Consider the following 23,226-nt stretch of genomic DNA (forward strand, 5'->3'; position numbering starts at 1 on the left):
TCCCCGGGCTCAGTAGCTGGGGTCGTTGTTGCCGGCGACGACGACCAGCGCGATCCAACCGCAGCAGGCCAGCACGCCGAGCCCGGTGACGACGTAGCTGAGGATGAGGCCCCACGTGGCGAGCTGGTCACCCTCCTCGCCCGTCCTGCGGATCTGCCGCTTGGCCAGGTGCCCCAGGACGATGCCGGCCGGGGAGAAGACGAACGCGAAGACCAGCGAGAGGATGGCCAGCACGTTCGTCCCGCCGGGCCGGGGACCGGACGGCGGGCCGTACTGCCCGTAGGGCACCTGCGGGGTGTACGGGGGCTGGTGTGCCCACTGCTGGCCGTGCGGCGGCTCGCCGGGGCGCTCGTAGCTGGGCTGCCCGTACGACGGCTGCTCGTAGCTGGGCTGCCCGTAGCTGGGCTGCTCGTAGCCGGCTGGGCCGTACGACGGCGGTTCGGGGGCGGGCGGCTCCGAGGGCGGGCCGTACCGCGACGGATCGTGCCCCGCCGGCGGCTCCCAGGGCGACGGCGGCCGGTCCGGATCGGGCGGCCCCGACGACGGTGGCTGGCTCACGGTCTTCTCCTGCCGGTGGCGGATCGCGTCCTCTTGCCGGACGCTACCCGCAGCGGTGAACCTTTTCACAGCGGTTGTGTGGACTGGTCACCTTGGCCTCGACCGCCGGGCGGCCAATACTGACCAAGCGTTCAGTTACCCATGAGTAAGGCGCGACCAACCGGAGGCTGAGATGGCCCGACTCGCCCAGACGCCCGGCCTGACCGATGTGCAGCGGTCGATCCTGGAAACCGTCCGGGAGTTCGCCGACAAGGAGATCATCCCGCACGCGCAGCGGCTGGAGCACGCCGACGAGTACCCGAGCGACATCCTCGACGGGATGCGCGAGATGGGCCTCTTCGGCCTCACCATCGACGAGGAGTACGGCGGGCTCGGCGAGTCCCTGCTCACCTACGCGCTGGTGGTCGAGGAGCTGTCGCGGGGCTGGATGTCGATCTCCGGCATCGTCAACACCCACTTCATCGTGGCGTACCTGATCTCCCAGCACGGCTCCGCCGAGCAGAAGGCCCGGCTGCTGCCGAGGATGGCGACCGGCGAGGTGCGCGGGGCCTTCTCGATGTCCGAGCCGGAGTGCGGCTCCGACGTATCCGCGATCAAGTCGAGGGCCGTCCGCGACGGCGATCAATTCGTCATCGACGGCCAGAAGATGTGGCTGACCAACGGGGCGTACTCCTCCGTGGTGGCGACCCTGGTCAAGACCGACACCGGCGCCGACTCCGTCTACGGCAACATGAGCACCTTCCTGCTGGAGAAGGAGCCCGGCTTCGGCGAGACCGCCCCCGGCCTGACCATCCCCGGCAAGATCGACAAGATGGGCTACAAGGGCGTCGAGACCACCGAGATGGTGCTCGACGGGGTGACCGTTCCCGAGTCCGCCGTCCTCGGCGGCGCGGAGAAGGTCGGCCGCGGCTTCTACCAGATGATGGACGGCATCGAGGTCGGCCGCGTCAACGTGGCCGCCCGCGCCTGCGGCATCTCGCTGCGCGCCTTCGAGCTCGCCGTCGCGTACGCCCAGCAGCGCCGCACCTTCGGCCAGCCGCTCGCGAAGCACCAGGCCGTCGCCTTCAAGCTCGCCGAGATGGGCACCAAGATCGAGGCCGCCCACGCCCTCATGGTCAACGCCGCCCGGCTCAAGGACGCCGGCCAGCGCAACGACGTCGAGGCCGGCATGGCCAAGCTGCTCGCCTCGGAGTACTGCGCCGAGGTCGTCCAGGAGGCGTTCCGCATCCACGGCGGCTACGGCTACTCCAAGGAGTACGAGATCGAGCGGCTGATGCGCGAGGCCCCGTTCCTGCTCATCGGCGAGGGCACCTCGGAGATCCAGAAGACCATCATCTCCCGGGGCCTGCTCAAGGAGTACAAGCTCTGACGGGCACGCCGGTCACCCACCGGCCGGCTCGACGGCCGGCTCCGGTGCGGTGACCGGCCCCACCGCCAGCGCCTGTGGTCGCTCCCGGTACGCCTCGATCGCGCTCGCCAGGCGTTGCTCCGACACCGCCACGTCCCGACCGCCGACCACCGGCGCCGGGTCGAGTGACCGCCACACCCTCGGCCGCAGCCGCACCCCGGCGAGCCGACCGTCCTGCCGGTGCAGACTCACCCGATCGATGTTGGACCAGTCGTACCGCCGGCGGCCGTGCCGGATCCCGCTCGCGGTCAGTGCCAACCGCCCGGTGAACCGCACGCCGGAATAGGCGACGACGCCGGTCGCCGCCGCCACCGCGAACAGGAGCCCCAGTCGTACGACCCTGGCCCACTGGGGGTCGGCAGGCAGCAGCATCGTCACCACCAGCGTCACGGCCGCCGCGAAGGCCAGGTCGGTGACGAGGTGGACCCAGCCGGCCAGGGACCGCCGGGCGACCAGGCCCGGCTCCACTCCGTCCAGGCCGGCCACCCGTTCCCGCCAGACCAACCGGGCGTCCTGCCGCGGCCGCCACCGCCGCAGCAGCGCGGTCAGACCGACGAACAGATAGAAGACGCAGACGGTCCCGTCGACCTCGAACCGGGGAACCCGGGACAATGCCGCGGCCACCAGCACCGTCACCGCCCCGGCCACCGCCGCTGCCAGGAGCCGGCGAGACCAGAGCCTGTCGTCACGCTTCGGCAGCCAGCCGGGAAGGCGGGGAGACATGGCCGCAGGGTACGGATCGCGGCCAACTGCCACGGCGGGCGGCCCGCCTCGCTGCGGCGTTCCCGAGCCCGATCAGCCCAGTCGGGTCAGGCCGGCGGCGGCGCGCTCGACGATCAGGCAGCGGTCCTCGACGTAGTCGACGCCCGCCTCCGTGGCGATCCGCCGCGCCTCCGCCGAGACGATGCCGAGCTGCAACCAGACCGCCGGCGCGCCGATCGCCACCGCCTCGCGCACCACCTCGACCGCGCCCTCAGCCGGCCGGAAGACGTCGACCAGGTCCACCGGGTGCGGGATGTCGGCCAGGGACCGGTAGACCCGCTCGCCGAAGAGTTCGTCGGCCGTCGGGTTGACCGGGATGATCCGCCAGCCGTACCGCTGCATCTGCAACGGCACGCTGTGTGCGGCCTTGCGTGGGTCGCGGGACGCGCCCACGACGGCGATCACGGCGGAGTCGGCGAGGATCTGCTGAGCGGAGCGCACCCGCCGACTCTAACCCCGCCGCTCAGCCCCCGCCCGCGAGCGCGCGGCGCAGTCGGGCGTACTCCTGCGGCGTGCCGATCGCCGCGCGGTGCTCGGGGTGGGTGGCGTAGTGCCGGATCGCCCCGGCCAGCAACTCCGGCGCGACGTCCAGCTCACCGGTCTCGACGACGATGTTGCGGCGCGAGGCGAGCCCTCGTTGCCGGACCAGGTCCCGGCTCCGTACCGGCAGCCGCAGGAAGCCGGACTGCCGGGGCGAACCGCCCGGAGCCGTCGGGTCCAGGGCCTCCCACGGTACGGAGGTGTGCCGCAGCGGGTCACCGGCGGTGATCCCGGCCGGGGTCAGCGCGACGGTCGGCACCCGGCGCCAGAGGACGGTCGACAGCAGCACAGCGAACGGGCCGGTGAGGCTCGGGTAGAGCCACCACACCCCGTCCTGCTCCGAGGTGAGCTGGTAGGTCGTCGTGTAGGCGAGGAAGGCGAGGAGGATGCATCGGTAGCTCGTCCGGCCCCTGGGCGGGCCGAAGAAGGCGCGCTCCCGCTCATCCACCCGCAACTCGGCGGCACCGGGCCGCCCGAACATGCGCATCAGGCTCCACAGCAGCGCGAGCAGCGGCAGCAGCGTGAGCAGGGCGGCCGGACCGCCCGTGTCCCGCGCCCACCCGGCCGCAACGCCCCAGAGCACCCCGACGGTCAACGCGACCACCGCCGTGACGCGCTGCCGGCGCAGCGCCCTTGCGATCGTCTCCCGCACGCCGGCAGCGTATCGGCGGCCGTCTACAGGAGAGTGAGCTGCTCGGCGGCCGGTGGCGCGGGCGCCGGGTCGGGCGGGCGGCGGTCGTCGTCGCGCTCGCCCCGGTGCAGCCCGTGCCGGCGGGCCGCGATCCGCACCCGCGCCGTCAGCTCCCGCTGGTAGGACTGCGGCGCGTACGCGCCGGAGCGGTAGAGCTCGCGGTAGCGGGGGACCAGGTGCGGGAACTCGCGGCCCAGCCAGCGCGCGTACCACTCCCGGGCCCCCGGCCGCAGGTGCAGCGCCAGCGGCGTCACGCTGGCCGCCCCGGCGGCGGCGATCGCCGCCACGGTAGCGTCGATCGAGGCGTCGTCGTCGCTGAGCCCGGGCAGGATCGGCGCCATCAGCACGCCCACGTCGAAGCCGGCGTCGGCCAGCGCCCGTACGGCGTCCAGCCGCCGCGTCGGGCTGGGGGTCCCAGGCTCGACGGCGCGCCAGAGCCGCTCGTCGACGAAGCCCACCGAGTACGACACGCCGACCCGGGTGACCTCGGCGGCCTGACGCAGCAGCGGCAGGTCCCGCAGGATCAGCGTGCCCTTGGTGAGGATCGAGAACGGGTTGGCGAAGTCGCGCAGCGCCGCGATGATCTGCGGCATGAGCTGGTAGCGCCCCTCGGCCCGCTGGTAGCAGTCGACGTTGGTGCCCATCGCGACGGGCGCGCCCCGCCAGCGCGGCGCGGCCAGCTCCCGCCGGACCAGCTCACCGGCGTTGACCTTGACGATGATCTTCCGGTCGAAGTCCGCGCCCGTGTCGAGGTCGAGGTAGGTGTGGGTATTTCTCGCGAAGCAGTTGTGGCTCACGACGCCGTCGGCGATGAAGTCGCCGGTGCCGGTCGTGATGTCCCAGAGGGGCAGTTCCAGCCCGAGGGGCTCGATGCTGACCACCCGGAGCGCCGCCTGGCATTTGAGCGCCGCTCCGTCGATCGACCGCTTCCGGGTGATGGCTGGGTCGGTCAGGTGGAAGAACCGTAGCCGTTCGCGTAGCCCGCCGGTCAGCCGGATGTTTCGTACGCGGTTCGCGCGGCCTGGATCTTCGACCACGCTCGTAAAGCCGAAGTGGCTCAGCGCCGCCGACGTCTGGTCGAGGATCTTGTCGTTGCTGTTGCTGATCCGGAGAACGCCCTGGCTGCAACTGCCCTCTGCGTCGAAGATCCCGGCGAGGAAGCCCAGCCGCCAGTCGTCGGTGGGATCGTCGGGCCACCGCACCAGCGCGGTGATGGCCTCGATCGAGCGCTGCCGGGACGTCCGGATCGCGGAGATGGCTCGTCGCGTCGCACTTGCCGGGGTGTACGCGAAGCTGTCCGTCTCCACCCCGGCGCTGTCGAGGAAACGCTTCGTGCGACCCAGCGCCTCCTCGTCGGCGAGCGCCAGGCGGAACCGGTGCACCACCCCGTAGGAATAGCGGTAGGTGCCGAGGTTCGCGTCACCACGGATCATTCCGCAGAGGTAGCCCCGCCGGTAGTCGGCCGAGTCCTTCGGGCCCGTGGCGAAGCGGCCGGTGCCGATCAGGCGGTTGTTCGTCGTCAGATAGGGGCGTTGCCCCGCGCCGTTCATCGCGCCGGTCACGTGTCTCCAACCGCGGTCGGAGAGGAACCGGTGGTCGCCGCTGGCGATCAGCGTCGTGCCGTCCTCCAGGGTGACCCGGTGGGCCGGCTTCATCGTCGACCACCTGGCCAGGACCGTGGTGACGACGTACCGACGGTAGGCACCACGGCGCTGCGTGCCGTAGATCCGGTCACCGATCTCCAGCTCGCTGATCGGCTTCGTGCGTCCGTCGGCCATGAGGATCGGCGTCTCGCCCGAGAGGCAGTAGACGCACGCATGTGAGCAGCCCCGGTAGGGGTTGATCGTCCACTCGAACGGGACGCGGGAGGCGCCGGGCACCTTGTTGATGATCGACTTGGCCTGCACCTCGTAGAACGTCATGCCGGCGAAACCCGGCGTGTCGAAGGTGCGGGCGACCGCGTCAGGCAGCGCCAGCGGCAGGGGTGGTGTCGCTGGCGCTGCCTGGTCCGGGACCCCCTCGTCCGGGGGAGCGGCGAGGTTGTCCCAGCGCATGGCCATCATTCGAACACGCGTACGATCGGAGCGCAAGCGACCCGCCGTGTTCCCGCCCACCTGGCCGCCCCGCGCACGGTCGGCGGGTGGAGGATGGAGGCATGGAGAGGTCGACGTTCGTCTACGACGGGGACTGCGCGTTCTGCACCCGGTGCGCCGAGTTCATCGACCGGCGCATCCCGACCGGGGTCCGCGTGGTGCCGTGGCAGTTCGCCGACCTCGACGCGCTGGGCCTGAGCGAGGCCGAGTGCGAGGAGGCGGTGCAGTGGGTGGGCGCCGACGGCTCCCGCGCGGCCGGCCCGGACGCCATCGCGCGGCTCCTCGGCGACAGCGGTCCGCTCTGGCGGGTCGCGGGCGCCGGCCTCCGGTTCCCCCCGGTGCGTGCCGCCGCGTGGCCCGCGTACCGCTGGGTGGCCCGCAACCGGCACCGGCTGCCCGGCGGCACGGCCGCCTGCGCGCTGCCCCAGGAGGCGCGGGAGCGCCTCTACGGACCGTCCGGCCGCCCTGCCGCGGACGCCTGACCCGCGAGTGCCGGCGTGGTGCCGGCGGGCGGCCCGGTGTCCCGCCCCCGGCGGGCGAGCAGCCGGCGGGCCCAGACCACCGGCCGGACCCGCTCCAGCGGCAGGAAGCTGGTCATCGCGGCGAGGTGCGGGGCGAACGAGATCGTGATGGTCGCGATGGTGACCAGGTGGAACGAGTAGAAGAAGCCCACCGTGGCCAGTCGCCAGCGCTCCCTGAGCAGGAAGACCACCGGGCTGAGCAGCTCGAAGGCGACGATGCCGAACTGGGCGACGATCAGCAGGTACGGCACCGAGGCGATCAGGTCGGCCAGCTCGGTGCCGCGCCGGATGATGGCCCTGGCCAGCACCGAGCCGGTGAGCCAGTCCAGCCCGCCGAAGCGCAGCTTGGCCCAGGCGGCCAGGAAGTACGTGCAGATGACGGCGATCTGGGTGACCCGCAGGGCCCAGCCGCCCGCCTCGGTGCGGGTGGCGTCGCCGTGCCGGGCCCGGCCGGCGGTGGGCAGTACGGCCAGCGCGACGAGCAGGCCGAACCGGTCGTGGTCGACCTTGCCGTAGCTCATCGCGACGATCATCCACTCGAAGTAGAGCGCGAAGACCGTCCAGCCGAGCAGCCGGGGCGCCCGGCCGGTCGCGGCGAGCAGGGCGAGCAGCAGCAGGGCCCAGAAGAGCACGGCGACCAGCGCCGGGGTCGGCGTGGGCAGCGGCAGCAGGCGGCCGACCAGCAGCGGCTGGTAGAGCTCGCCGGGCACCGCCACCCGGGTGCGCACCCAGGGGGTGAAGACGACCAGGTCGGCGGCGACGAAGAGGTAGATCAGCGTGCGGAAGGCGGCGATCCGGCCCCGGGGCACCGCCTCGGTCAACCAGCGGCTCATCGGTCCGCCCGCCAGGCCACCACGGTCTCGTCGGTCCAGCGGCCGGTGGGCCGCCCGTCGCGGATGCCGTGCCAGCGGACGACGATGCGGACCTCGACCAGCTCCGCCGCGCCCGGGTGGCGCTCGGCGTACGCGTCGGCGACCTCGGCGAGCAGCGCGGGGTCGGCGGCGTAGCGGTCCTGCTGGCCCTCGATCTCGGCCCGGCGGATGCCCGTGGCGCTCTCGCCCAGGTCGACGACCGCTCCGCCGCTGTCGACGCCCTCGACGCGGGTGTCCGGGGCGGGGGAGTTCGGCGGGTTGGACGTGGAGTACATCCGGAACGGGCCGAACGGGAAGTGGTCGTCGGTGCCCCAGGCGGTACCGACCAGCAGGACGGCCAGACCGAGGGCGGTGGCGGCGAGTCGGGCGGCGCGACCGCGGCTGGTCAAGGTTTCCATCGGGTCGTGACGATACGGGATGTACCGCCCGCCCCGGGTCCCTCCGACGGTCACTTCCCGCTGGCCGGCGGGCCAGGGGAGCGGCCCTTCGCCCCCGTTGCCGGGTGGGTGGACGACGACGGCCGGGCCCGTCGGGGCCCGGCCGTCGTGGAGCGCTCCGGCTCAGTGGCTGTGGCCGGCCAGCTTCTTGCGGACGTCGTCCATGTCGAGCGCCTGGACCTGCTCGATCAGGTTCTCCAGGGCGGACTCGGGGAGGGCACCGGGCTGGGCGAAGACGATGACGCCGTCGCGGATCGCCATGATGGTCGGGATCGAGCGGATGTCGAACTTGGCGGCCAGCTCCTGCTGCGCCTCGGTGTCGACCTTGCCGAACACGATCTCGGAGTGCTTGTCGGAGGAGCGCTCGTAGACCGGGGCGAACCGCTTGCACGGGCCGCACCAGTCGGCCCAGAAGTCGACCAGCACGATGCCGTCGCTGCCGGTCACCTCGTCGAAGTTTGCCGTGGTCAGCTCTACGGTTGCCATGAAAGTCTCCGATCGGCGCGGAATAGCTACGTCTGGTGGAACCAGGGCGTACCGCGTGGAATTCCCGACCCGCCCCCGCCGAAACGTGCTCGTCACGGCGTTGCGCGGGGTGGCGCTTCCATCGACGGGCGTTGTTTCCCGGTCGCCGTTGCGGTACGCAAGTGCATGACGCATTTGCGTGACCGGAAGTGATGGGAGCGTTTCCATGGAGATCGACACGATTGACCGACAGGAATGGGCAATCGGGCGGTTGACAAGCGGCTATCCGGCGTGCGGAGATCGCCGGGGCTCGGCCGCTCGAACACGCAGAGTAGTGTTACGAAAAGGTAAATGTGACCTCCGTCTCTGTTCGATTCGCCTTCCCGTGCGGCAGAATCGTCCGCATCAGAGCGTGGGCGGCGGGTGCCGGGGAGGGCCCCGCCGCTCATTGCGTCTCCCCCCGGTCGTGGCGGGTGTGACATTCCCGCACGCCACGCGCCCCGCGCATCGCCTTAACACTCCATAAGGCATGCTGTGCCGAACTCCATCGCCGCCCGTCGAAGGGGACAAGGATGCAGTTCGGCCGCTACTACGAGGAGTTCGAGGTCGGCGCGGTCTACCGACACTGGCCCGGCAAGACGGTGACCGAGTACGACGACCACCTCTTCTGCCTGCTCACCATGAACCACCACCCGCTGCACATGGACGCGCACTACGCTCAGACGGCGAGCCAGTTCAAGCGCAACGTGGTGGTCGGCAACTACATCTACTCCCTGCTGCTGGGCATGTCGGTGCCCGACGTCAGCGGCAAGGCCATCGCGAACCTCGAGGTCGAGTCCCTGCGGCACGTGGCGCCCACCTTCCACGGCGACACGATCTACGGCGAGACCACGGTCCTGGACAAGCGTGAGTCGTCCTCCAAGCCCGACCGGGGCGTGGTCTCCGTGGAGACCCGGGGCTACAACCAGGACGGCACCATGGTGTGCGTCTTCCGCCGCCGGGTGATGGTCCCGAAGAAGGAGTACGCGGCGACGACGGTGCCCGAGGGCGTCGACCCGGAACGGCCGAGCTTCCCCGAGCCGCGCTGACCGACGGGCCCCTTCTCATCCGGGTTCCGGGTGGTAGGGGCCCTTTTTCCCATCCGGGGCATATGCTGGCGCCGGAGGTCCCCATGAGCCACTCCGTCGCCGGAGAGCCGTCCTCTGCCGGCCGCCGCGCCGCACCGCTGACCACCGCCGTCTACTCCGCCGCCGAGTGGGATCTGCTGACCAGCCTGCCCGGCCGCGTGATCGTGGCCGCCGCCGCGCCCGGCCCCGGACGGCCCCGCCCCGGAGTCGCCGCCGGGCTAGCCGGCCTGGACGCGGTCGCGGCCGGCCGGGCCTTCGACAGCGATCTCGTACGCGCGGTGGTCGCCACCATCTACGCCCGGCACGACGGGGCGACCGATCCCGCCGACCGCCTCGCCGACGTGGTGGACCTGCTCGCCGCCTGCCGGGCCGCCACCCGGGTGCTGCGGCGGCGCGCCGATCCCGCCGACTCGGCCGCGTACCGGCAGTGGGTGCAGTCGGTGGCGGCCCGGGTGTGCCGGGCGGCCACGGCCGGTGCTGCGGGGCTGCCGCCGGCCCCTGCCGACCGTCGCTTCCTCGACCGGCTCGGCGACGCGCTGGGGCTGCGCTGAGCAGCCCAGGCCCACCGGGGTCGCTCCGGCCGTCCCAGTCCCCCGGGCCCGGCACAGGCCACCCCGGGCCCCGGCGCAGGCCGCCGGGCCGACCCGGCCCACCCGGACCGGTGCCGGCGCCGGGGTCGCGGCCCGGGGTGGGGCCCGCGGGCCGTACCCTGCGTGACCGTGACCGGAGACCAGCTCGACGTCGGCGTGGGACCGTGGCCCGGGGATCCGCCGGACGACCCCCGGTACGACCCCGAGCTGCTCGCCGAGGGTGACCGGCGCAACGTCGTCGACCGATACCGCTACTGGCGGCGCGAGGCCGTGGTGGCCGACCTGGACCTGCGGCGGCACGACTTCCACGTGGCGATCGAGAACTGGCAGCACGACTTCAACATCGGCACGGTCGTCCGCAACGCCAACGCCTTCCTCGCCGCCGAGGTGCACGTCGTCGGCCGTCGGCGGTGGAACCGGCGCGGCGCCATGGTGACCGACCGCTACCAGCACGTCCGGCACCACGAGACCATCGAGGAGTTCGTGGCCTGGGCGGCCGGGCGGGAGCTGCCGGTCGTCGGCATCGACAACCTGCCCGGCTCCCGGCCGCTGGAGACCGCCATCCTGCCCCGGCGCTGCGTCCTGCTGTTCGGGCAGGAGGGCCCGGGCCTCTCCGACCCGGCGCGTGCCGCCTGCGACCAGCTCTTCTCCATCGCCCAGTACGGCTCCACCCGGTCGATCAACGCCGGCGTGGCCAGCGGCATCGCCATGCACGCCTGGATCCGCGCCCACGCCGGGCCGCCGCCGGGCTGAACGGGCCCGCCCGGGTGCTGGACGGGCCCGCTCAGGTGCCGTCCGGCGGGACCGAAACCGGCGCTCCGCTTGACGGGGCGGCGCGACGGGGCGACGGTGGGATGGTGAGTGTCGCGGTGAGTTGCCCGAAATGTGGTGGGCCGGTGCGGGCGCCGGACCTGATGCACACCGAGTCGCGCTGCCTGGACTGCGGGCCGGTGCCCCCGCTGCGGGTGCCCGAGCACATCGGGGCGGAGATCGTGGCCAGCGTCGTGGAGCGGATCTCCGCCGCGGCCGACCCGCCGACCCGGCCGAGGACGCCGCTGTGGTGCCCCTGGCCGCTGCCGACGGGCTGGACCATGACCGGCGTGGCGTACGCGGGCGACGACCGCACCGGGGTGCGCGCCACGGCGGTCGCCTGCGCCGGGCCGGAGCCGCTGGGCGGCGGTCCCGCGGACCTGGTCTTCGTGGCCGAGGAGCCAGGCGTCGGCCTGGGCACCCGGTTCGCGGGGCTGGCCGGCCCGGATCCGGGCCCGGAACTCGCGCAGGCCCTGACCGATCCCGGGCCGGGGCATCCGGAGCACGTCGGGCAGGCCAGGATCAAGGTGGCCGGTCATCCCACTCCACTGTGGCTCGTGAACTCGCCGACAGATCGAAGCGCGTACGCCGGCGAGGCTCGGGGATTGTGGCTCCATGCGATAGCCTGGCCGGCGAGTGCGGGACACCTGCTCGCGGAAGACGTCGTGCTGCACGACCTGACCGAGTGGACACCGCCCGAACTCGTGTACGGCGCACCGTCTCTGTATCTGCACGGGAAGGCTTGACGGGCCTCAGGGCTTGACAGGCGTCCCGGAATGTCGGAGAACGGACGCAGATATTCACTGTACGACACCACACTGATACTCTGGGTGCCGCTGCGGTAATGGGACCCGGCGCCGCGCGAGAGGATGGCCCGCCATGGTCAAGAAGGTCCTCACCTGGGCCGGAATCGCATTCTTGATCTTCTTCGTCGCATATCGGCCAAATTCTGCGGCGGACGTGTTCAAGTCACTGGGCGGCGGAATCATGGACATCGCCCAGGGGTTCGGCGACTTCTTCACCAGCCTCGTCGCCTAGCCGCCGATGGGAAACCCCTCCGGTCCACCCTTCGATCCCGACGATCCCGATCGGGAGCGCCGGGAGCGAGACACGGAGCCGATCCCCCGGCTCGGCCCCGACGACGGGCCGGGCTACGGCACCGGTCCGGGCCTCTCCGACGGTCCCTCCCTTTCGGACGACGCCGGCTTCGGCGACGGCCCGGCGTACGCCGGGGAGGGGCGGTCAGGTCGGGCCTGGGTCCGTGACCCGGAGGCCGGCTACCAGCCGCCGCAGATCTCCGAGGACGAGCTGGCCGGTCTGCGGGCCGACGCCGCCGGCATGGCGCCGCGCCGGGTGCTGCCGTTGGAGGACGAGCCCAGCTCGCTGGTGGCGCGCTACCTCTTCCCGACGGAGCGCTACCGGGGCGAGTGGAAGCGGCACTGGATCCACCTCTCCACCCCGCTGCTGGTCGGCATCGCCGCTACCTTCGTGCTCGGCTACCTCTCCGGCTTCCTCGCCGGTCAGGACGTGGGCGCGCTCACCACGATCGCGGTGCTGCTCTGGTTCGCTGTGATGGGGTGGGTGGCCTGGAAGGTCGCCGACTGGTGGTACGACCGCTTCATCCTGACCAACAAGCGGGTGATGGTCGTCAACGGCATCATCACCCGGCGGGTCGCGATGATGCCGCTGGTGCGGGTCACCGACATGAAGTACGAGCAGACCCCGACCGGCCGGGCGCTCAACTACGGCACGTTCGTGCTGGAGTCCGCCGGTCAGGAGCAGGCGCTGCGCGAGATCAAGAACCTGCCCAACCCGAACGAGCTCTACCTGCGCGTCGTCGAGGAGATGTACGAGCCGCAGGCGGTCGAGGCGCGGCTGGGCAAGGAGGCCGACGAGGCCAAGGCCGACGACGGGGCGTGAAACTTTTCGTCCGAACATCGGAGGAACTGCGCACCATTCGCCGTCGCTTCGACCACCCCGGGCATGGCAACCTGCCAGGGGAACGGGGTGCGGAGGTGGCCGGTGGTGAGCAGGGATCCCTTGGAGGAGGAGTTCCGCGACTTCGTCGCGGCCCGCTCCAGCGCCCTGCTGCGCACCGCCTACCTGCTCAGCGGGGACTGGGCCACCGCCGAGGACCTGTTGCAGACCGCGTTGACCAAGACGTACCTGGCCTGGAAGCGGCTCGGCGGGATCGAGGCGATCGAGCCGTACGCCCGCCGGGTCATGATCAACACTTCGACCAGTTGGTGGCGTCGGCGCTGGCACGGTGAACGCCCCACCGAGGTGCTGCCGGAGCGGGCCGGGGTCGACGAGATCGAGCAGCAGCTCGACCGGGACCTGCTCTGGCGCCACCTGAGCGCGCTGCCCAGCCGGCAGCGGGCGGTGCTCGTGCTGCGTTTCTACGAGGACATGTCCGAGGCCCAGACCGCCGCCCTGCTCGGCATCTCGCCGGGCACGGTCAAGAGCCAGACCTCGCGCGCCCTGGGCACCCTGCGTCGCCGGATGGGCGCCGAGGCCGCCCTCGACCTGCCGACCGGGGCCGACCCGCCCCCGGCGCCGCCGGGGGCCGACGGCACCGCCCGGCCCGCCCCGGGCGGCGCCGGTCGATCCGCTCCCGCCTACGGGGACCGATCCGCTCCCGCCCACGGCGGGGTGCCGGTCAGCCCGTCGGCGGCCTACCGCGCCCCGACGATGGTGGTCGGCGAGGACGCGGCGGCCGTGGTCGCGGCGACGAACGCCCCGCCGCCGGCCATCGCGCCGGTCACGGCGGGCAGGCCGGACGGCGCCACCGCCGCCGTCCCGCACAGGTCGGGGAGCGCCGGCACCCCCGTCCCGGGCGGTCCCGCGACCGAGCTGCCGGCGCAGAGAGCCCCCGTGGCGGCCACCGCGCCGGCCACGGACGCCGGGCGTGCCACCTCGGCCGCCGAGCTGGCGGACGAGTCGGCGGGCGACCCGGTGCCCGTGGCCTCGGGCGCGCGGGCCGGCGTCGGGGCGGGGCCGCGTACCGGCCGCGACGAGCGACGCGGCCGGCAGGCCGCCTACCCGGCCGGCGCCGGAGAGCACCGGTGAGCCGTCCGGTGGGCCGTGGTGACAACCGGACCGACGGCCCGACGCGTCCATTCGCCGTGACCGAGGACGAGCTGGAGCAGGCGGTACGGGAGACGTTCGCCCGCCGGGTGGCCGTCGCGCGCCCGCTCGTCGCCGACCCGGCGGGACTCGCGATCCGGCGGGCCGACCGGTCCCGGCGCCGGCGGACGCTGACCGGGATCGCCCTCGCCGCGGTGGCCACCGTGACGGTCAGCGTCGGCATGGCGCAGCTGGGGCAGCAGCCCGGGCGGCCCACCCGTCCCACCGTGGTGCTCGGCGACCCGTACGCCTCGCCGCTGCCGGACCCGGCCCCGCAGCTGTCGGCCGCCCCGCAGCCCGACCTGGGCCGGGGCGAGGTGGACCTCGTCCTCAACGACGTGCTGGTCACCGCGAGCGGGCAGCGGATCGCCCTGCCCGACGTGGGCACCGCCGCCGAGCGTGCCCAGCGGCTCCCCGAGGGGGCCGGCTGGGCGGTGGTGGGCGCGTCGACGGCGGCCGGCCGCTCGCTCTGGATCGTGCTGCCGAACGGCGCGGCACACCTGCTCCTGGCCGGGGCCCGGGAGATCGTCCTCAGCCCGGACGGGCGGCAGGTCGCCTGGCGGGAGGGGGCGGACCTGGTCGTTGCCGGCATCGTCGGCGGCCAGGTCGTGGCCGTCGCCCGCACGCCGTCGCCGCCCGACGCGGTGCCGGTCGGTTTCGCCGGGGACACCGTCGTGGTCCGCCTGGACCCGGGCCGGCCCGGGCACGCCCTGTGGCGCCCGGCGGCGGGCCCGCCGCGCGGCGCGGGCGACGGGGCCCTGCACGTCTACGGCACCCGCCCCGACGGGCTGGCGGTCGCGCTGGTGTCCGCCGGCACCCCCCGCCGGCCCTGCGTCGCCCTGCTCGACCCGGCCCGGGACCTCGCGCCCGTGCGGACGGGCTGCGGGCCCGCGCTGGCCGGCGACGGAGCCGGCGGGGTCTCCGCCGACGGGCGGTGGCTGCTGGCCAACGGGAAGGCGGGCCCGCAGGACCGCGCGGTGCTGGTCGACCTGGACCGGCTCGCCCCCGCACCGGCGACCCACCCGGCCGGTCCGCCCGTGGCCGGGCCGGTGGCCTGGACGCCGCAGGGGACGGCCCACTACTCCGACGCGGCCGGCGCCCTGGTGCGGATCGAGGTGAGCCGGGTGCTCGACGGCGAGGCGGCCCTCTCCGCGCCCGTGACCGGCCTGCCCGCCGGGGCACGCCCGGTGCCGGTGGGCGGCGACCGCCGTTCCTGACCGCGCCCGCGTGCCCGGGCCGGGCCGCCGGCCGGTAGCGTCGGGCCGATGAGCGCGGCACCCCGGATCGACCTGCACACCCACTCCACCGCCAGCGACGGCACGCTCAGCCCGGCCGAGCTGGTGCGGGCGGCGGCGGAGTCGGGGCTGGACGTCGTGGCGATCACCGACCACGACACCACGGCCGGCTGGGCGCCCGCCCTGGAGGCGCTGCCGGCCGGGCTCAGCCTGGTCCGGGGCGCGGAGCTCTCCTGCCGGTGGTACGGCGAGGAGCCGGCGCTGCCGCTGCACCTGCTGGCGTACCTGTTCGATCCGGACGCCCCGGAACTCGTCGCGGAACTGGCCCGGGTGCGTGCCGCCCGGGAGGAACGGGGCGAGCGGATCGTGGCGCTGCTGCGGGCCGACGGGATCGACGTGAGCTGGCCGGAGATCCTGACCGGCGCGGGCGGCGGGACCGTGGGCCGGCCGCACATCGCGCAGGCGCTGATCCGGGCCGGCCTGGTGGCCACCACCACGGAGGCGTTCGGGCCGGACTGGCTGGGCGAGCGCTACCGGCTGCCCAAGGAGGACATCGACGTCTTCCGCGCGGTCCGGCTCGTCCGCGCGGCGGGCGGCGTGCCGGTCTTCGCCCACCCCCGGGCCACCCGGCGGGGGCGGATCGCGCCCGACGAGCTGATCGCCGACCTGGCCGCCGTCGGGCTGGCGGGGCTGGAGGCCGACCATGAGGACCACTCCCCGGCCGAGCGGGCCCACGTCCGGGCCCTGGCCGACGAGCTGGGCCTGGTGGTGACCGGCTCGTCGGACTTCCACGGCACCCACAAGACCGTCCGGCTCGGGGCGTTCACCACCGATCCCGGGGCGTACGAGCGGCTCGTCGCCGAGGCGCGCGGGGTGACCGAGGTCGCTTCCGGCTGATCCGCGTTTCCGCCTCCGGCGGCGCGGCTACGTTGATCACGTGGATGCCAAGCTGTTCGGCGAGGTCTTCGTGACCCTGCTGGTGATCGTCGACCCGCCGGGCATGATGCCCATCTTCCTGGCGCTGACCGGCCCGCTGCCGGCGCGGGACCGGAACCGGGCGGCCTGGCAGGCGGTCGCCCTGGCGCTGGGCGTGATCGTGATCTTCGCGGTGGCGGGCCAGACGCTGCTCGACTACCTGCACGTGGACCTGCCGGCGTTGCAGGCCGCAGGCGGACTGCTGCTGGTGCTGGTGGCGCTGGAACTGCTGACCGGCAAGGCCGACGACCCGAGCCAGCAGACCACCTCGAACATCGCCCTGGTGCCGCTGGGCACGCCGCTGCTGGCCGGCCCCGGCGCCATCGTGGCCACCATGCTCTTCGTCCAGCAGGCCGACGGCGGGGCGGACGTCACGGCCATCGCCGCCGCGATCCTGGCCGTGATGGTCACCGTCTGGATCGTGCTCCGGTTCTCCGGCGGGATCGTCAAGATCCTGCGGCCCGGCGGGATCGAGGTGCTGACCCGGATCGCCGGTCTGCTGCTGGCCGCGATCGCGGTGCAGCTCATCGCGGACGCGGTGGCCGCGTTCGTGACCCAGTACGCCAACATGACCTGACCGGCGGCCGGTTTCGTCGGAGGCGGATGGCAGGATCGCGGTGTGCGACGAGCCTCTTCAGCCGGACGGTCCTCCACCAGCGGCGGCCGGGCGCCCCGGCCCCGCGGTGACCAGCCCGAGCAGCTCGGCTTCGAGGGCATGCCGGAGCGGCTCTTCGTCTGCACCCCCAGCAGACTGGGCACCTACGCCGACTGCCCCCGGCGCTACCGCTACTCCTACGTCGACCGTCCGGCCCCGCAGAAGGGCCCGCCGTGGGCGCACAACTCCCTCGGCGCGAGCGTGCACACCGCTCTGAAGAACTGGTACGCCCTGAGCCCCGAGCGGCGTCGGCCGGAGGCCCTCGCCGCGCTGCTCAAGGGCACCTGGGTGCGCGAGGGCTACCGCGACGACGAGCAGGAGCGGGCGGCCTACCGGCGGGCCCTGGGCTGGCTGGAGTCATACGTCGAGACCCTGGAGCCCGGGGTCGACCCGCTCGGCGTGGAGCGGGTGGTGGCGGTCAAGACCGCCGTGCTGGCCTTCAACGGCCGGGCCGACCGGATCGACTCCCGTCCCGGGCCCGACGGTCCCGAGCTGGTGATCGTCGACTACAAGACGGGACGCACCGGGCTGGACGCCGACGACGCGCGCGGCTCGCAGGCGCTGGCGCTCTACGCGTACGCCGCCGAGCGGGTGTTCCGCCGGCCGTGCCGCCGGGTGGAGCTGCACCACCTGCCGACCGGCACGGTGGCGGCGCACGAGCACACCGTGGAGTCGCTGGCCCGCCAGCTCGCCCGGGCGGAGGAGACCGCCCGCGACATCATGGCCGCCGAGCGGGCGGTCGCCGACGGGGACGACCCCGACGAGGCCTTCCCGACCACGCCGGGCCCGCGCTGCGGCTGGTGCGACTACCGGCGCACCTGCCCCGCGGGGGCGCAGGCGCCGGGCAAGGAGCCGTGGGCGGCCGTCGAGCGCGCGACCGACCCGGTGCCCGGCAAAGACTGACAGCCCCGCACGCCCACCCGGCCAAGCCTGACCGCCCCCGCACATTCCACCCGGGCACGACCGACCGCCCGGGGCTCGGCGGCAGCCGGCACGGCCGTGCGGTCAGGCCGGCGTGCCGGCGAGCCGGGCGGCGCGTTCCTTCGCGGCCTGCTGCAACGGCCCCTCCCGCCAGCGGCGGGGCACCGCGGCGAGGGTCAGCCGCAGCGCCCGGACGCTCAGGTCGGCGGAGAACGCGGTCGTGGGCAGGCCCAGCCCGCCGTACATGCGCCGGGCCCAGGCCGGTAGCAGCGCGAGCGCGGTGCCGGCGATGCCGAAGTACGCCCAGCGGGGCGGCCCGAGGTTGAGCCCGATGCGGGCGGGCAGGCTGAGCTTCCACGGGATCGGCGGCGCGGTGAGGAAGAGCGCCGTCTCGGCCGCCTCGCGGGTCATCCGCAGCTGCGGGCGGATCTGCCGGTAGTAGTCGGACACCTCGGCGGCGGTGCCCGGGACCGTCTCCGGGTCGAGGCCGACCAGGGCGGCGGAGCGCCGCTGCTCGGTGTAGTAGGCGTCGGTCTCGTCGGCGGTCAGCGGCAGCCCGGCCCGCCGGGCCGTGTCGAGGAACGACTCGACCTCGGTGACGTGCACCCAGCGCAGCAGATCGGGGTCGTCGACGCGGAACTCCTCCCCGGTGAACAGGTCGGTGGCCCGCAGCCGGGCGTGCCGGCGGCGCACCCGGAGCCCGGCGGCCTCCGCCTCGGCGGTGGTGCCGTAGATGGTGGTGCCGACGTAGGTGGCGGTGCGCACCAGCCGGCCCCAGGCGTCGGAGCGGTAGTTGCTGTTCTGCGCGACCCCGGCCATGGCCCGGGGATGCAGCGACTGAAGGTAGAGCGAACGCAGGCCGGCGACGATCAGGATCGGCTCCTCGTGCACCTTCCACGTGACCGAACCCGGACCGAAGAGACCGAGGTCATCGGAGTCCACCGACCAAGCGTGCCACGCCCGCCACCGGGTGCCGGCGGAGAGCGGCCGGCCCTCAGTCGTCGGCGGAGCGGCGGGCCTGGCAGGCGGGGCAGAGGCCCCAGAACGTCACTTCCGCCTCGTCGACCTCGAACCCGTGGGCGATGTCCGGGTCCAGGCAGGGCGCGCTGCCGACCGCGCAGTCGATGTCGGCGATCTCGCCGCAGCCCCGGCAGACGACGTGGTGGTGGTTGTCCCCGGCCCGGGCCTCGTAGCGGGCGGGGCTGCCGGCCGGCTCGATGCGGCGGGACAGCCCAGCCCGGGACAGGGCGCCGAGCACGTCGTAGACCGCCTGGGTGGAGACCGAGTCGAGGCGCTCACGGACCCGGCGGGTGATCTCGTCGACCTCGAGGTGACCGCCGGCGGCCAGCACGTCGAGCACGGCGAGGCGCGGTCGGGTGACCCGCAGGCCCCTCGACCGGAGCAGTTGCTCGCCACCGGGCATGTGCCAATGACAGCACGCGGCTCGGGGACCGACAACCGGCCTCCGCAAGAGGGTGGCGCCGGCCACAGCCAGCCTGCCCGGCCGGGCCGAGGCGGACGGCGGGCATCGTCGCCGAGCGGTGGTGAACCGGACCGGTTCCGGGCGCGTGTAGTCGATCGAGACGACCTGGGCGGGTCGACCGGCACACCGTACGCTGGCAACCCGCAACCGCGTACCGCCGGAGGTGTGGATGTTCAAGGAGATCCTGGGTCTGCCGGCCCACGTGTTGGTGGTGCACGCGGTCGTCGTCCTCGTGCCGCTGCTGGCCCTGCTCTCCGCCGCGTACGTGGCGCTGCCCCGGTTCCGGTCGCGGCTGGACTGGGCGGTGGCGCTCCTCGCCGTGGCGGCGCCGGTGTCGGCCTTCGTCGCGGTCCAGTCGGGGGAGGAGCTGACCGACGCGTTCGTCGCCCGGGGCATGCAGGGCCCGGTCCTGGAGCAGATCTTCGCGCACTCGCGCTACGGCGACATCCTGTTCCGCTGGGTGCTGCCGTTGGCCGTGGCGACGCTGCTGCTGCTCGTGGCGACGAGCGGGCACCGGCGGGTGCCGAAGCTGCCGTCCTGGGTGACCCCGGTGCTGTCGGTCGCGGTGGTGGCGCTCGGCGTCGTCAGCATCGTCTACGTCTACCTGACCGGGCACTCCGGGGCCGAGACCGTCTGGGGCAACACGCTCTGACAGCCTCCCGCCGGTCGCGGCGTCCCGTCGGCGGCCAGCATCCGGTCAGAACACGAGCCGGGAGCAGAGCACGCAGACGAGGACCACCAGCAGCACACCGGCCACCGTGCCCACGCCGTACGTGAGCCGCTGCGCCCGCTGCTCCGCCGCGTCGAGTTCCGCCATGTCCTGCGGCGGCAGTCGCCGGGGCGGTGGCGGGCGCAGGTGCACCGGTGGGCGCCACCCGGCCGGTGGCGGGGTGGTCGCGGGCGGGCCCGCGTAGCCGCTCGCACGCGCCGGGTGCGACGCGGCCGGCCCCGCCGGCGCGCCCGGGGGGCGCTCGGGCGGGGTGTCGGGCCGCCGCCAGTACTCGTCCGGGGGGCCGCCGGAGGTGGGGGTCGTCACGCCGTCCGACGCTACCAACGCCCCGGCCCGCCGGCCGGCCGGACGCGGCGGCCCGGCGGTTCGTCGCCGGTCCCGCCGGTCGCGGCTGCGCTAGTCTTGCCGCTCGTGAGCATTCCCGAGGACCCGGGCACGCCGGCGGTACGCGGCGACGACGACCGCACCGTCGACCTCAGCGACGACTTCGTGGTGCTGCCCGAGCAGACCGCCGACGACACCGACCGGGGCTGGGGCGAGCGCTCCGGTGGCAACGACGACTGGCTGCTCGCGGAGCGCCCCCCGCACTGGGACTGACCGGGCCCACCGCCGCCCGGTGAGGACGCGGCGCCCGGTGGACGATTTCGCCGCGCGGTGGACGACCTTGGGGCCCGGTGGACGACGCGGCTGGCCCGAGGGCCGGCCCCGGATCGGGGCCGGCCCTCGGGCCGCGGCGGCGTGGGGTCAGGAGGCGCTGGCGGTGCTGGCGGCCGGGGTCTTGCCCCCGCCGCCGGTGGAGCCGCCCCCGCTCGACGACGGGGACGAGCCCGACGACGACGAGGACGAGCCGGACGCGCCGCCGGACGAGCCGGAGTCGCCACCCGAGGACGAGTCGGACTTCGCCGGCTTGGCGGCGGCGCCGCCCTTCGCGCTTTCCGACCCGGACGAGCGCGAGTCCGTGCGGTAGAAGCCCGATCCCTTGAACACGATGCCGACGGAGTTGAAGACCTTCCGCAGCCGTCCCTCACACGCCGGGCACTCGCTCAGCGGCGCGTCGGAGAAGGACTGCACCGCCTCGAGCTGGTGGCCGCACGCGGTGCAGGCGTACTGGTACGTGGGCACGTTCTCCTCCGGATCTGGCCACGGCCGGTTGGCACTCGACGTATTCGAGTGCCAATGGTGCGTCATCGCCCCCGGATTCGTCCAGCGGAAGTGTGGGGCGCGACACCCGCCGCGCCGTCCGGGGCGGCGTCCAGCGTACGCAGCCCGTCGGCGGGCGTGACGACCGCGCGTACCGGCTGGTCGTGCGGCTCGGCGGGAAGCGCCTCCACCAGCTCGCCGTCGTGCAGCGGGACCACGGTCGGCGTGGACGCCGGCACCCGGGCCAGCGCCCGGTCGTACGAGCCGCCGCCCCGGCCCAGCCGCAGCCCTCGGCGGTCCACCGCCAGCGCCGGCAGCACCACCAGCTGCGCCCCGGCGACCGCCGCCTGGCCCAGTCGCGGCCCCGCCGGCTCGCGCATCCCCCGCCCGGCGGCCACCAGCCCCTCCGGCCCGCTCCAGGCCGCCCAGTCCAGGTCGAGGTCGTCGCGGAGCACCGGCAGCAGCAGCTCCCCGCCCGGCGGCAGCGCCGCGTGCAGCACCGCCGGCAGGTCGGGCCCGCCCGGCTCGGAGCCGACCGGCACGTACGCCGTCATCCGCAGCGGGCGCAGCCGGCGTACGAGAGCCACCAGCTCGGCCTGGACGCGCCCGGCGGCGGCGGCCCGCTGCGGCGCGGTCAGCGCCCGGCGGCGGGCGAGCAGGACGGCCCGCACATCCCGCTTGGCCCCTTCCGCTCCATCAGAAAAATCAGGCACGCAACACTCCTGACGCAACGCTCGTCGACTGGTGGCTCTGTGTCAGCATCGCAAGCAACGGCGGCGGAACTTCCGGGGGGACCGAGTGACGCTACGCGGGCGGTTGACCACAGCCTTCCTGGCGGTGGCGCTCGGCCCGGTGGTGCTCGGGGTGATGTTCGTCGGGGCGATCGTGGCGGCGGTCGACTCGAGCCGCTCCACCGAGCGGCTCGCGGTGGCCGCCGCGACCGTGCGCACCTCCGTCGACGCCCTCTGCCAGCAGCTGCGGGCCGCCGCCGACGCGGTCGCCCTGACCAGCGACCGGCCGGCCGCCGCGAGCCAGGCGGTCCGCCGCGGCCTGGCCGCCGCCGTGCGGGTCACCGACGTCACCGGCCGGGTCACCTACGCCACGCCCGGCGGCCCCGCAGAGCCCTGGCGGGACTGCGCCGGCCCGCCGGTCACCGGGCCGGTGCGGGCGCTCGCGGCCCGGGCCGACCTGCGCGACCGGGCCGGCGGGCCGCTGGGCACGGTCACCGCCGCGCAGCCGGTCGACCCGGCCTTCGTGGCGCGCCTCGCGGCCGTGACGGGAGTGGCGGTCACCCTGCTCGACGACGCGGCGGCGCCCGTCCGGCTCGCCCACAGCACCGAGTCGACCGGCGTACGCGACGCCGTGCTCGCCGCCGCCGGCACGCTCAGGGGCGAGCGGGTCACCGAGACCCCCGATGGCCGGTACGTCCGCCGGGTCGGCCCGTCCGCCGGGCAGCCCCTGCCGCTGGTCCTCTCGGTTCCCAGCGAACGGCCGCGGGGCCTGTACGTCGCGCTGTGGTCGGCGGTGCTGGTGGCGGCCATGCTGGCCGTGGTGGCCGCCTGGCGGCTGGCCCGGGTGACCACCCGCCCCCTGGTCGAGCTGGCGGGCGCGGTGGACCGGGTGGCGCGCGGCGACCTGACCGCCCGGGTGCCGGTGCGCAGCCGGGACGAGATCGGCCGGCTGGCCGGCGCGTTCAACCGGATGACCCGTGAGACGGGCACCTACGTGGCGGCGCTGACCAGCAGCCGCGACCAGCTGCGCGGGCACCTCGCGGTGCTGGGGGACACCCTGGCCAGCACGCACGACCTGCAACGCATCCTGCGGGTGATCCTGCACAGCGCGATCGCGGCGACCGGTGCCCGGGCCGGGGCGGTGCTGCTCGTCGACGACGGCGGGGTGCTCGTCGCGCAGTGCACCGAGGGGCTGGACGGGGGCGCTCCGGCGGACGAACGGTCGGGGCCGTTGCGGGTGCCGCTGGGCAGCGGCGTGGTGGGCGCCGTCGCGGCGACCGGGGAGCCGCGCCGGGGCCGGGTGGAGCCCTCCGCCGCGCCGCCGGGGGAGCCGCGCTGCCGCACGTACATCGCGGT

General features: G+C 74.3%; 29 protein-coding genes. 16 read left to right on the forward strand and 13 right to left on the reverse strand.

What is annotated here, in order from left to right; genetic code table 11:
- Positions 1-9: 9 nt before the first annotated feature.
- The gene (locus tag AB0G13_RS18410; RefSeq protein ID WP_357875626.1) at positions 10-558 is read right to left on the reverse strand and encodes a DUF4190 domain-containing protein; all 549 of its coding nucleotides are present in this window, start codon (positions 556-558) and stop codon (positions 10-12) included.
- A 172-nt stretch (positions 559-730) separates the two neighbouring features.
- Here AB0G13_RS18410 and AB0G13_RS18415 point away from each other — a divergent pair, with 172 nt between their 5' ends.
- Positions 731-1,927 carry an acyl-CoA dehydrogenase family protein gene (locus tag AB0G13_RS18415; RefSeq protein WP_357875628.1) on the forward strand — a complete coding sequence of 399 codons (1,197 nt, stop codon included), beginning with the start codon at positions 731-733 and terminating at the stop codon, positions 1,925-1,927.
- Positions 1,928-1,939: 12 nt separating this feature from the next.
- Here the strand turns inward: AB0G13_RS18415 and AB0G13_RS18420 are convergent, their stop codons facing one another.
- The 4 genes from AB0G13_RS18420 to AB0G13_RS18435 all read right to left on the reverse strand — a co-directional run bounded on the left by AB0G13_RS18420 (position 1,940) and on the right by AB0G13_RS18435 (position 6,022).
- On the reverse strand, positions 1,940-2,689 hold the full coding sequence (locus AB0G13_RS18420) for a hypothetical protein (RefSeq protein WP_357875630.1): 750 nt from the start codon (positions 2,687-2,689) through the stop codon (positions 1,940-1,942).
- Between the two features lie 72 nt (positions 2,690-2,761).
- The gene (locus AB0G13_RS18425; protein ID WP_357875632.1) at positions 2,762-3,169 is read right to left on the reverse strand and encodes a CoA-binding protein; all 408 of its coding nucleotides are present in this window, start codon (positions 3,167-3,169) and stop codon (positions 2,762-2,764) included.
- A 22-nt stretch (positions 3,170-3,191) separates the two neighbouring features.
- Positions 3,192-3,920 (reverse strand): hypothetical protein, encoded by a 729-nt coding sequence (locus AB0G13_RS18430; protein ID WP_357875634.1) that lies wholly within the window; start codon positions 3,918-3,920, stop codon positions 3,192-3,194.
- A gap of 23 nt (positions 3,921-3,943) precedes the next feature.
- Complete coding sequence (locus AB0G13_RS18435) at positions 3,944-6,022, reverse strand: intein-containing Rv2578c family radical SAM protein (protein WP_357875636.1); 2,079 nt, start codon at positions 6,020-6,022, stop codon at positions 3,944-3,946.
- A 92-nt stretch (positions 6,023-6,114) separates the two neighbouring features.
- Between AB0G13_RS18435 and AB0G13_RS18440 the strand changes: the two genes are divergently transcribed.
- Positions 6,115-6,534: a DUF393 domain-containing protein gene (locus AB0G13_RS18440; protein ID WP_210833271.1), complete on the forward strand. Its 420-nt coding sequence runs from the start codon at positions 6,115-6,117 to the stop codon at positions 6,532-6,534.
- On the opposite strand, the gene AB0G13_RS18445 is transcribed toward AB0G13_RS18440, so the two are convergent.
- The 3 genes from AB0G13_RS18445 to trxA all read right to left on the reverse strand — a co-directional run bounded on the left by AB0G13_RS18445 (position 6,498) and on the right by trxA (position 8,368).
- Positions 6,498-7,406, reverse strand: coding sequence for an HTTM domain-containing protein (locus AB0G13_RS18445; RefSeq protein WP_357875638.1), 909 nt, complete (start codon positions 7,404-7,406; stop codon positions 6,498-6,500). The genes AB0G13_RS18440 and AB0G13_RS18445 overlap by 37 nt on opposite strands.
- Entirely contained in the window at positions 7,403-7,843 is a 441-nt protein-coding gene (locus AB0G13_RS18450) for a hypothetical protein (protein ID WP_357875640.1), read from the reverse strand. The genes AB0G13_RS18445 and AB0G13_RS18450 overlap by 4 nt, the downstream gene beginning before the upstream one ends.
- Before the next feature lie 162 nt (positions 7,844-8,005).
- Complete coding sequence (trxA, locus tag AB0G13_RS18455) at positions 8,006-8,368, reverse strand: thioredoxin (RefSeq protein WP_357875642.1); 363 nt, start codon at positions 8,366-8,368, stop codon at positions 8,006-8,008.
- 551 nt (positions 8,369-8,919) lie between these two features.
- Here trxA and AB0G13_RS18460 point away from each other — a divergent pair.
- From AB0G13_RS18460 to AB0G13_RS18510, 11 genes are all read left to right on the forward strand, one after another.
- Positions 8,920-9,435, forward strand: a complete 516-nt coding sequence (locus AB0G13_RS18460) for a MaoC family dehydratase (RefSeq protein ID WP_357875644.1) — start codon at positions 8,920-8,922, stop codon at positions 9,433-9,435.
- 62 nt (positions 9,436-9,497) lie between these two features.
- The gene (locus tag AB0G13_RS18465) at positions 9,498-10,025 is read left to right on the forward strand and encodes a hypothetical protein (RefSeq protein WP_357875646.1); all 528 of its coding nucleotides are present in this window, start codon (positions 9,498-9,500) and stop codon (positions 10,023-10,025) included.
- Positions 10,026-10,193: 168 nt separating this feature from the next.
- Entirely contained in the window at positions 10,194-10,817 is a 624-nt protein-coding gene (locus AB0G13_RS18470; protein ID WP_357875648.1) for an RNA methyltransferase, read from the forward strand.
- A 101-nt stretch (positions 10,818-10,918) separates the two neighbouring features.
- Positions 10,919-11,620: a DUF6758 family protein gene (locus AB0G13_RS18475; RefSeq protein ID WP_357875650.1), complete on the forward strand. Its 702-nt coding sequence runs from the start codon at positions 10,919-10,921 to the stop codon at positions 11,618-11,620.
- 133 nt (positions 11,621-11,753) lie between these two features.
- Positions 11,754-11,912 (forward strand): hypothetical protein, encoded by a 159-nt coding sequence (locus AB0G13_RS18480; RefSeq protein ID WP_007455302.1) that lies wholly within the window; start codon positions 11,754-11,756, stop codon positions 11,910-11,912.
- 6 nt (positions 11,913-11,918) lie between these two features.
- The gene (locus tag AB0G13_RS18485) at positions 11,919-12,794 is read left to right on the forward strand and encodes a PH domain-containing protein (RefSeq protein ID WP_357875652.1); all 876 of its coding nucleotides are present in this window, start codon (positions 11,919-11,921) and stop codon (positions 12,792-12,794) included.
- Positions 12,795-12,899: 105 nt separating this feature from the next.
- Positions 12,900-13,943: a SigE family RNA polymerase sigma factor gene (locus AB0G13_RS18490; protein WP_357875654.1), complete on the forward strand. Its 1,044-nt coding sequence runs from the start codon at positions 12,900-12,902 to the stop codon at positions 13,941-13,943.
- On the forward strand, positions 13,940-15,217 hold the full coding sequence (locus AB0G13_RS18495; protein WP_357875656.1) for a hypothetical protein: 1,278 nt from the start codon (positions 13,940-13,942) through the stop codon (positions 15,215-15,217). Before AB0G13_RS18490 ends, AB0G13_RS18495 begins: the two co-directional genes overlap by 4 nt.
- Before the next feature lie 48 nt (positions 15,218-15,265).
- Positions 15,266-16,132 carry a PHP domain-containing protein gene (locus tag AB0G13_RS18500; protein ID WP_357875658.1) on the forward strand — a complete coding sequence of 289 codons (867 nt, stop codon included), beginning with the start codon at positions 15,266-15,268 and terminating at the stop codon, positions 16,130-16,132.
- A gap of 40 nt (positions 16,133-16,172) precedes the next feature.
- The gene (locus tag AB0G13_RS18505) at positions 16,173-16,787 is read left to right on the forward strand and encodes a MarC family protein (RefSeq protein ID WP_357875660.1); all 615 of its coding nucleotides are present in this window, start codon (positions 16,173-16,175) and stop codon (positions 16,785-16,787) included.
- Positions 16,788-16,829: 42 nt separating this feature from the next.
- The gene (locus AB0G13_RS18510) at positions 16,830-17,768 is read left to right on the forward strand and encodes a PD-(D/E)XK nuclease family protein (RefSeq protein ID WP_357875662.1); all 939 of its coding nucleotides are present in this window, start codon (positions 16,830-16,832) and stop codon (positions 17,766-17,768) included.
- Positions 17,769-17,870: 102 nt separating this feature from the next.
- Here the strand turns inward: AB0G13_RS18510 and AB0G13_RS18515 are convergent, their stop codons facing one another.
- Positions 17,871-18,728, reverse strand: coding sequence for an oxygenase MpaB family protein (locus AB0G13_RS18515; RefSeq protein ID WP_357875664.1), 858 nt, complete (start codon positions 18,726-18,728; stop codon positions 17,871-17,873).
- Positions 18,729-18,780: 52 nt separating this feature from the next.
- Positions 18,781-19,209, reverse strand: coding sequence for a Fur family transcriptional regulator (locus AB0G13_RS18520; RefSeq protein ID WP_357875666.1), 429 nt, complete (start codon positions 19,207-19,209; stop codon positions 18,781-18,783).
- 229 nt (positions 19,210-19,438) lie between these two features.
- On the opposite strand from AB0G13_RS18520, the gene AB0G13_RS18525 reads away from it, so the two are divergent.
- Positions 19,439-19,921, forward strand: coding sequence for a DUF2231 domain-containing protein (locus AB0G13_RS18525; protein ID WP_357875668.1), 483 nt, complete (start codon positions 19,439-19,441; stop codon positions 19,919-19,921).
- 45 nt (positions 19,922-19,966) lie between these two features.
- On the opposite strand, the gene AB0G13_RS18530 is transcribed toward AB0G13_RS18525, so the two are convergent.
- A complete protein-coding gene (locus AB0G13_RS18530) occupies positions 19,967-20,305 on the reverse strand; it encodes a hypothetical protein (protein WP_357875670.1) in 339 nt (112 codons plus the stop codon).
- Positions 20,306-20,401: 96 nt separating this feature from the next.
- On the opposite strand from AB0G13_RS18530, the gene AB0G13_RS18535 reads away from it, so the two are divergent.
- Positions 20,402-20,596 carry a hypothetical protein gene (locus AB0G13_RS18535; RefSeq protein ID WP_357875672.1) on the forward strand — a complete coding sequence of 65 codons (195 nt, stop codon included), beginning with the start codon at positions 20,402-20,404 and terminating at the stop codon, positions 20,594-20,596.
- 147 nt (positions 20,597-20,743) lie between these two features.
- Here the strand turns inward: AB0G13_RS18535 and AB0G13_RS18540 are convergent, their stop codons facing one another.
- On the reverse strand, positions 20,744-21,121 hold the full coding sequence (locus AB0G13_RS18540) for an FmdB family zinc ribbon protein (protein ID WP_357875674.1): 378 nt from the start codon (positions 21,119-21,121) through the stop codon (positions 20,744-20,746).
- A gap of 62 nt (positions 21,122-21,183) precedes the next feature.
- Positions 21,184-21,852, reverse strand: a complete 669-nt coding sequence (locus tag AB0G13_RS18545; RefSeq protein ID WP_357875676.1) for a 5-formyltetrahydrofolate cyclo-ligase — start codon at positions 21,850-21,852, stop codon at positions 21,184-21,186.
- Between the two features lie 85 nt (positions 21,853-21,937).
- On the opposite strand from AB0G13_RS18545, the gene AB0G13_RS18550 reads away from it, so the two are divergent.
- Positions 21,938-23,226 (forward strand): HAMP domain-containing protein (locus AB0G13_RS18550; RefSeq protein WP_357875678.1); only part of this gene is annotated, 1,289 nt, incomplete at its 3' end.

The organism is Micromonospora sp. NPDC023633 (assembly GCF_040640035.1).
Taxonomy (GTDB): domain Bacteria; phylum Actinomycetota; class Actinomycetes; order Mycobacteriales; family Micromonosporaceae; genus Micromonospora.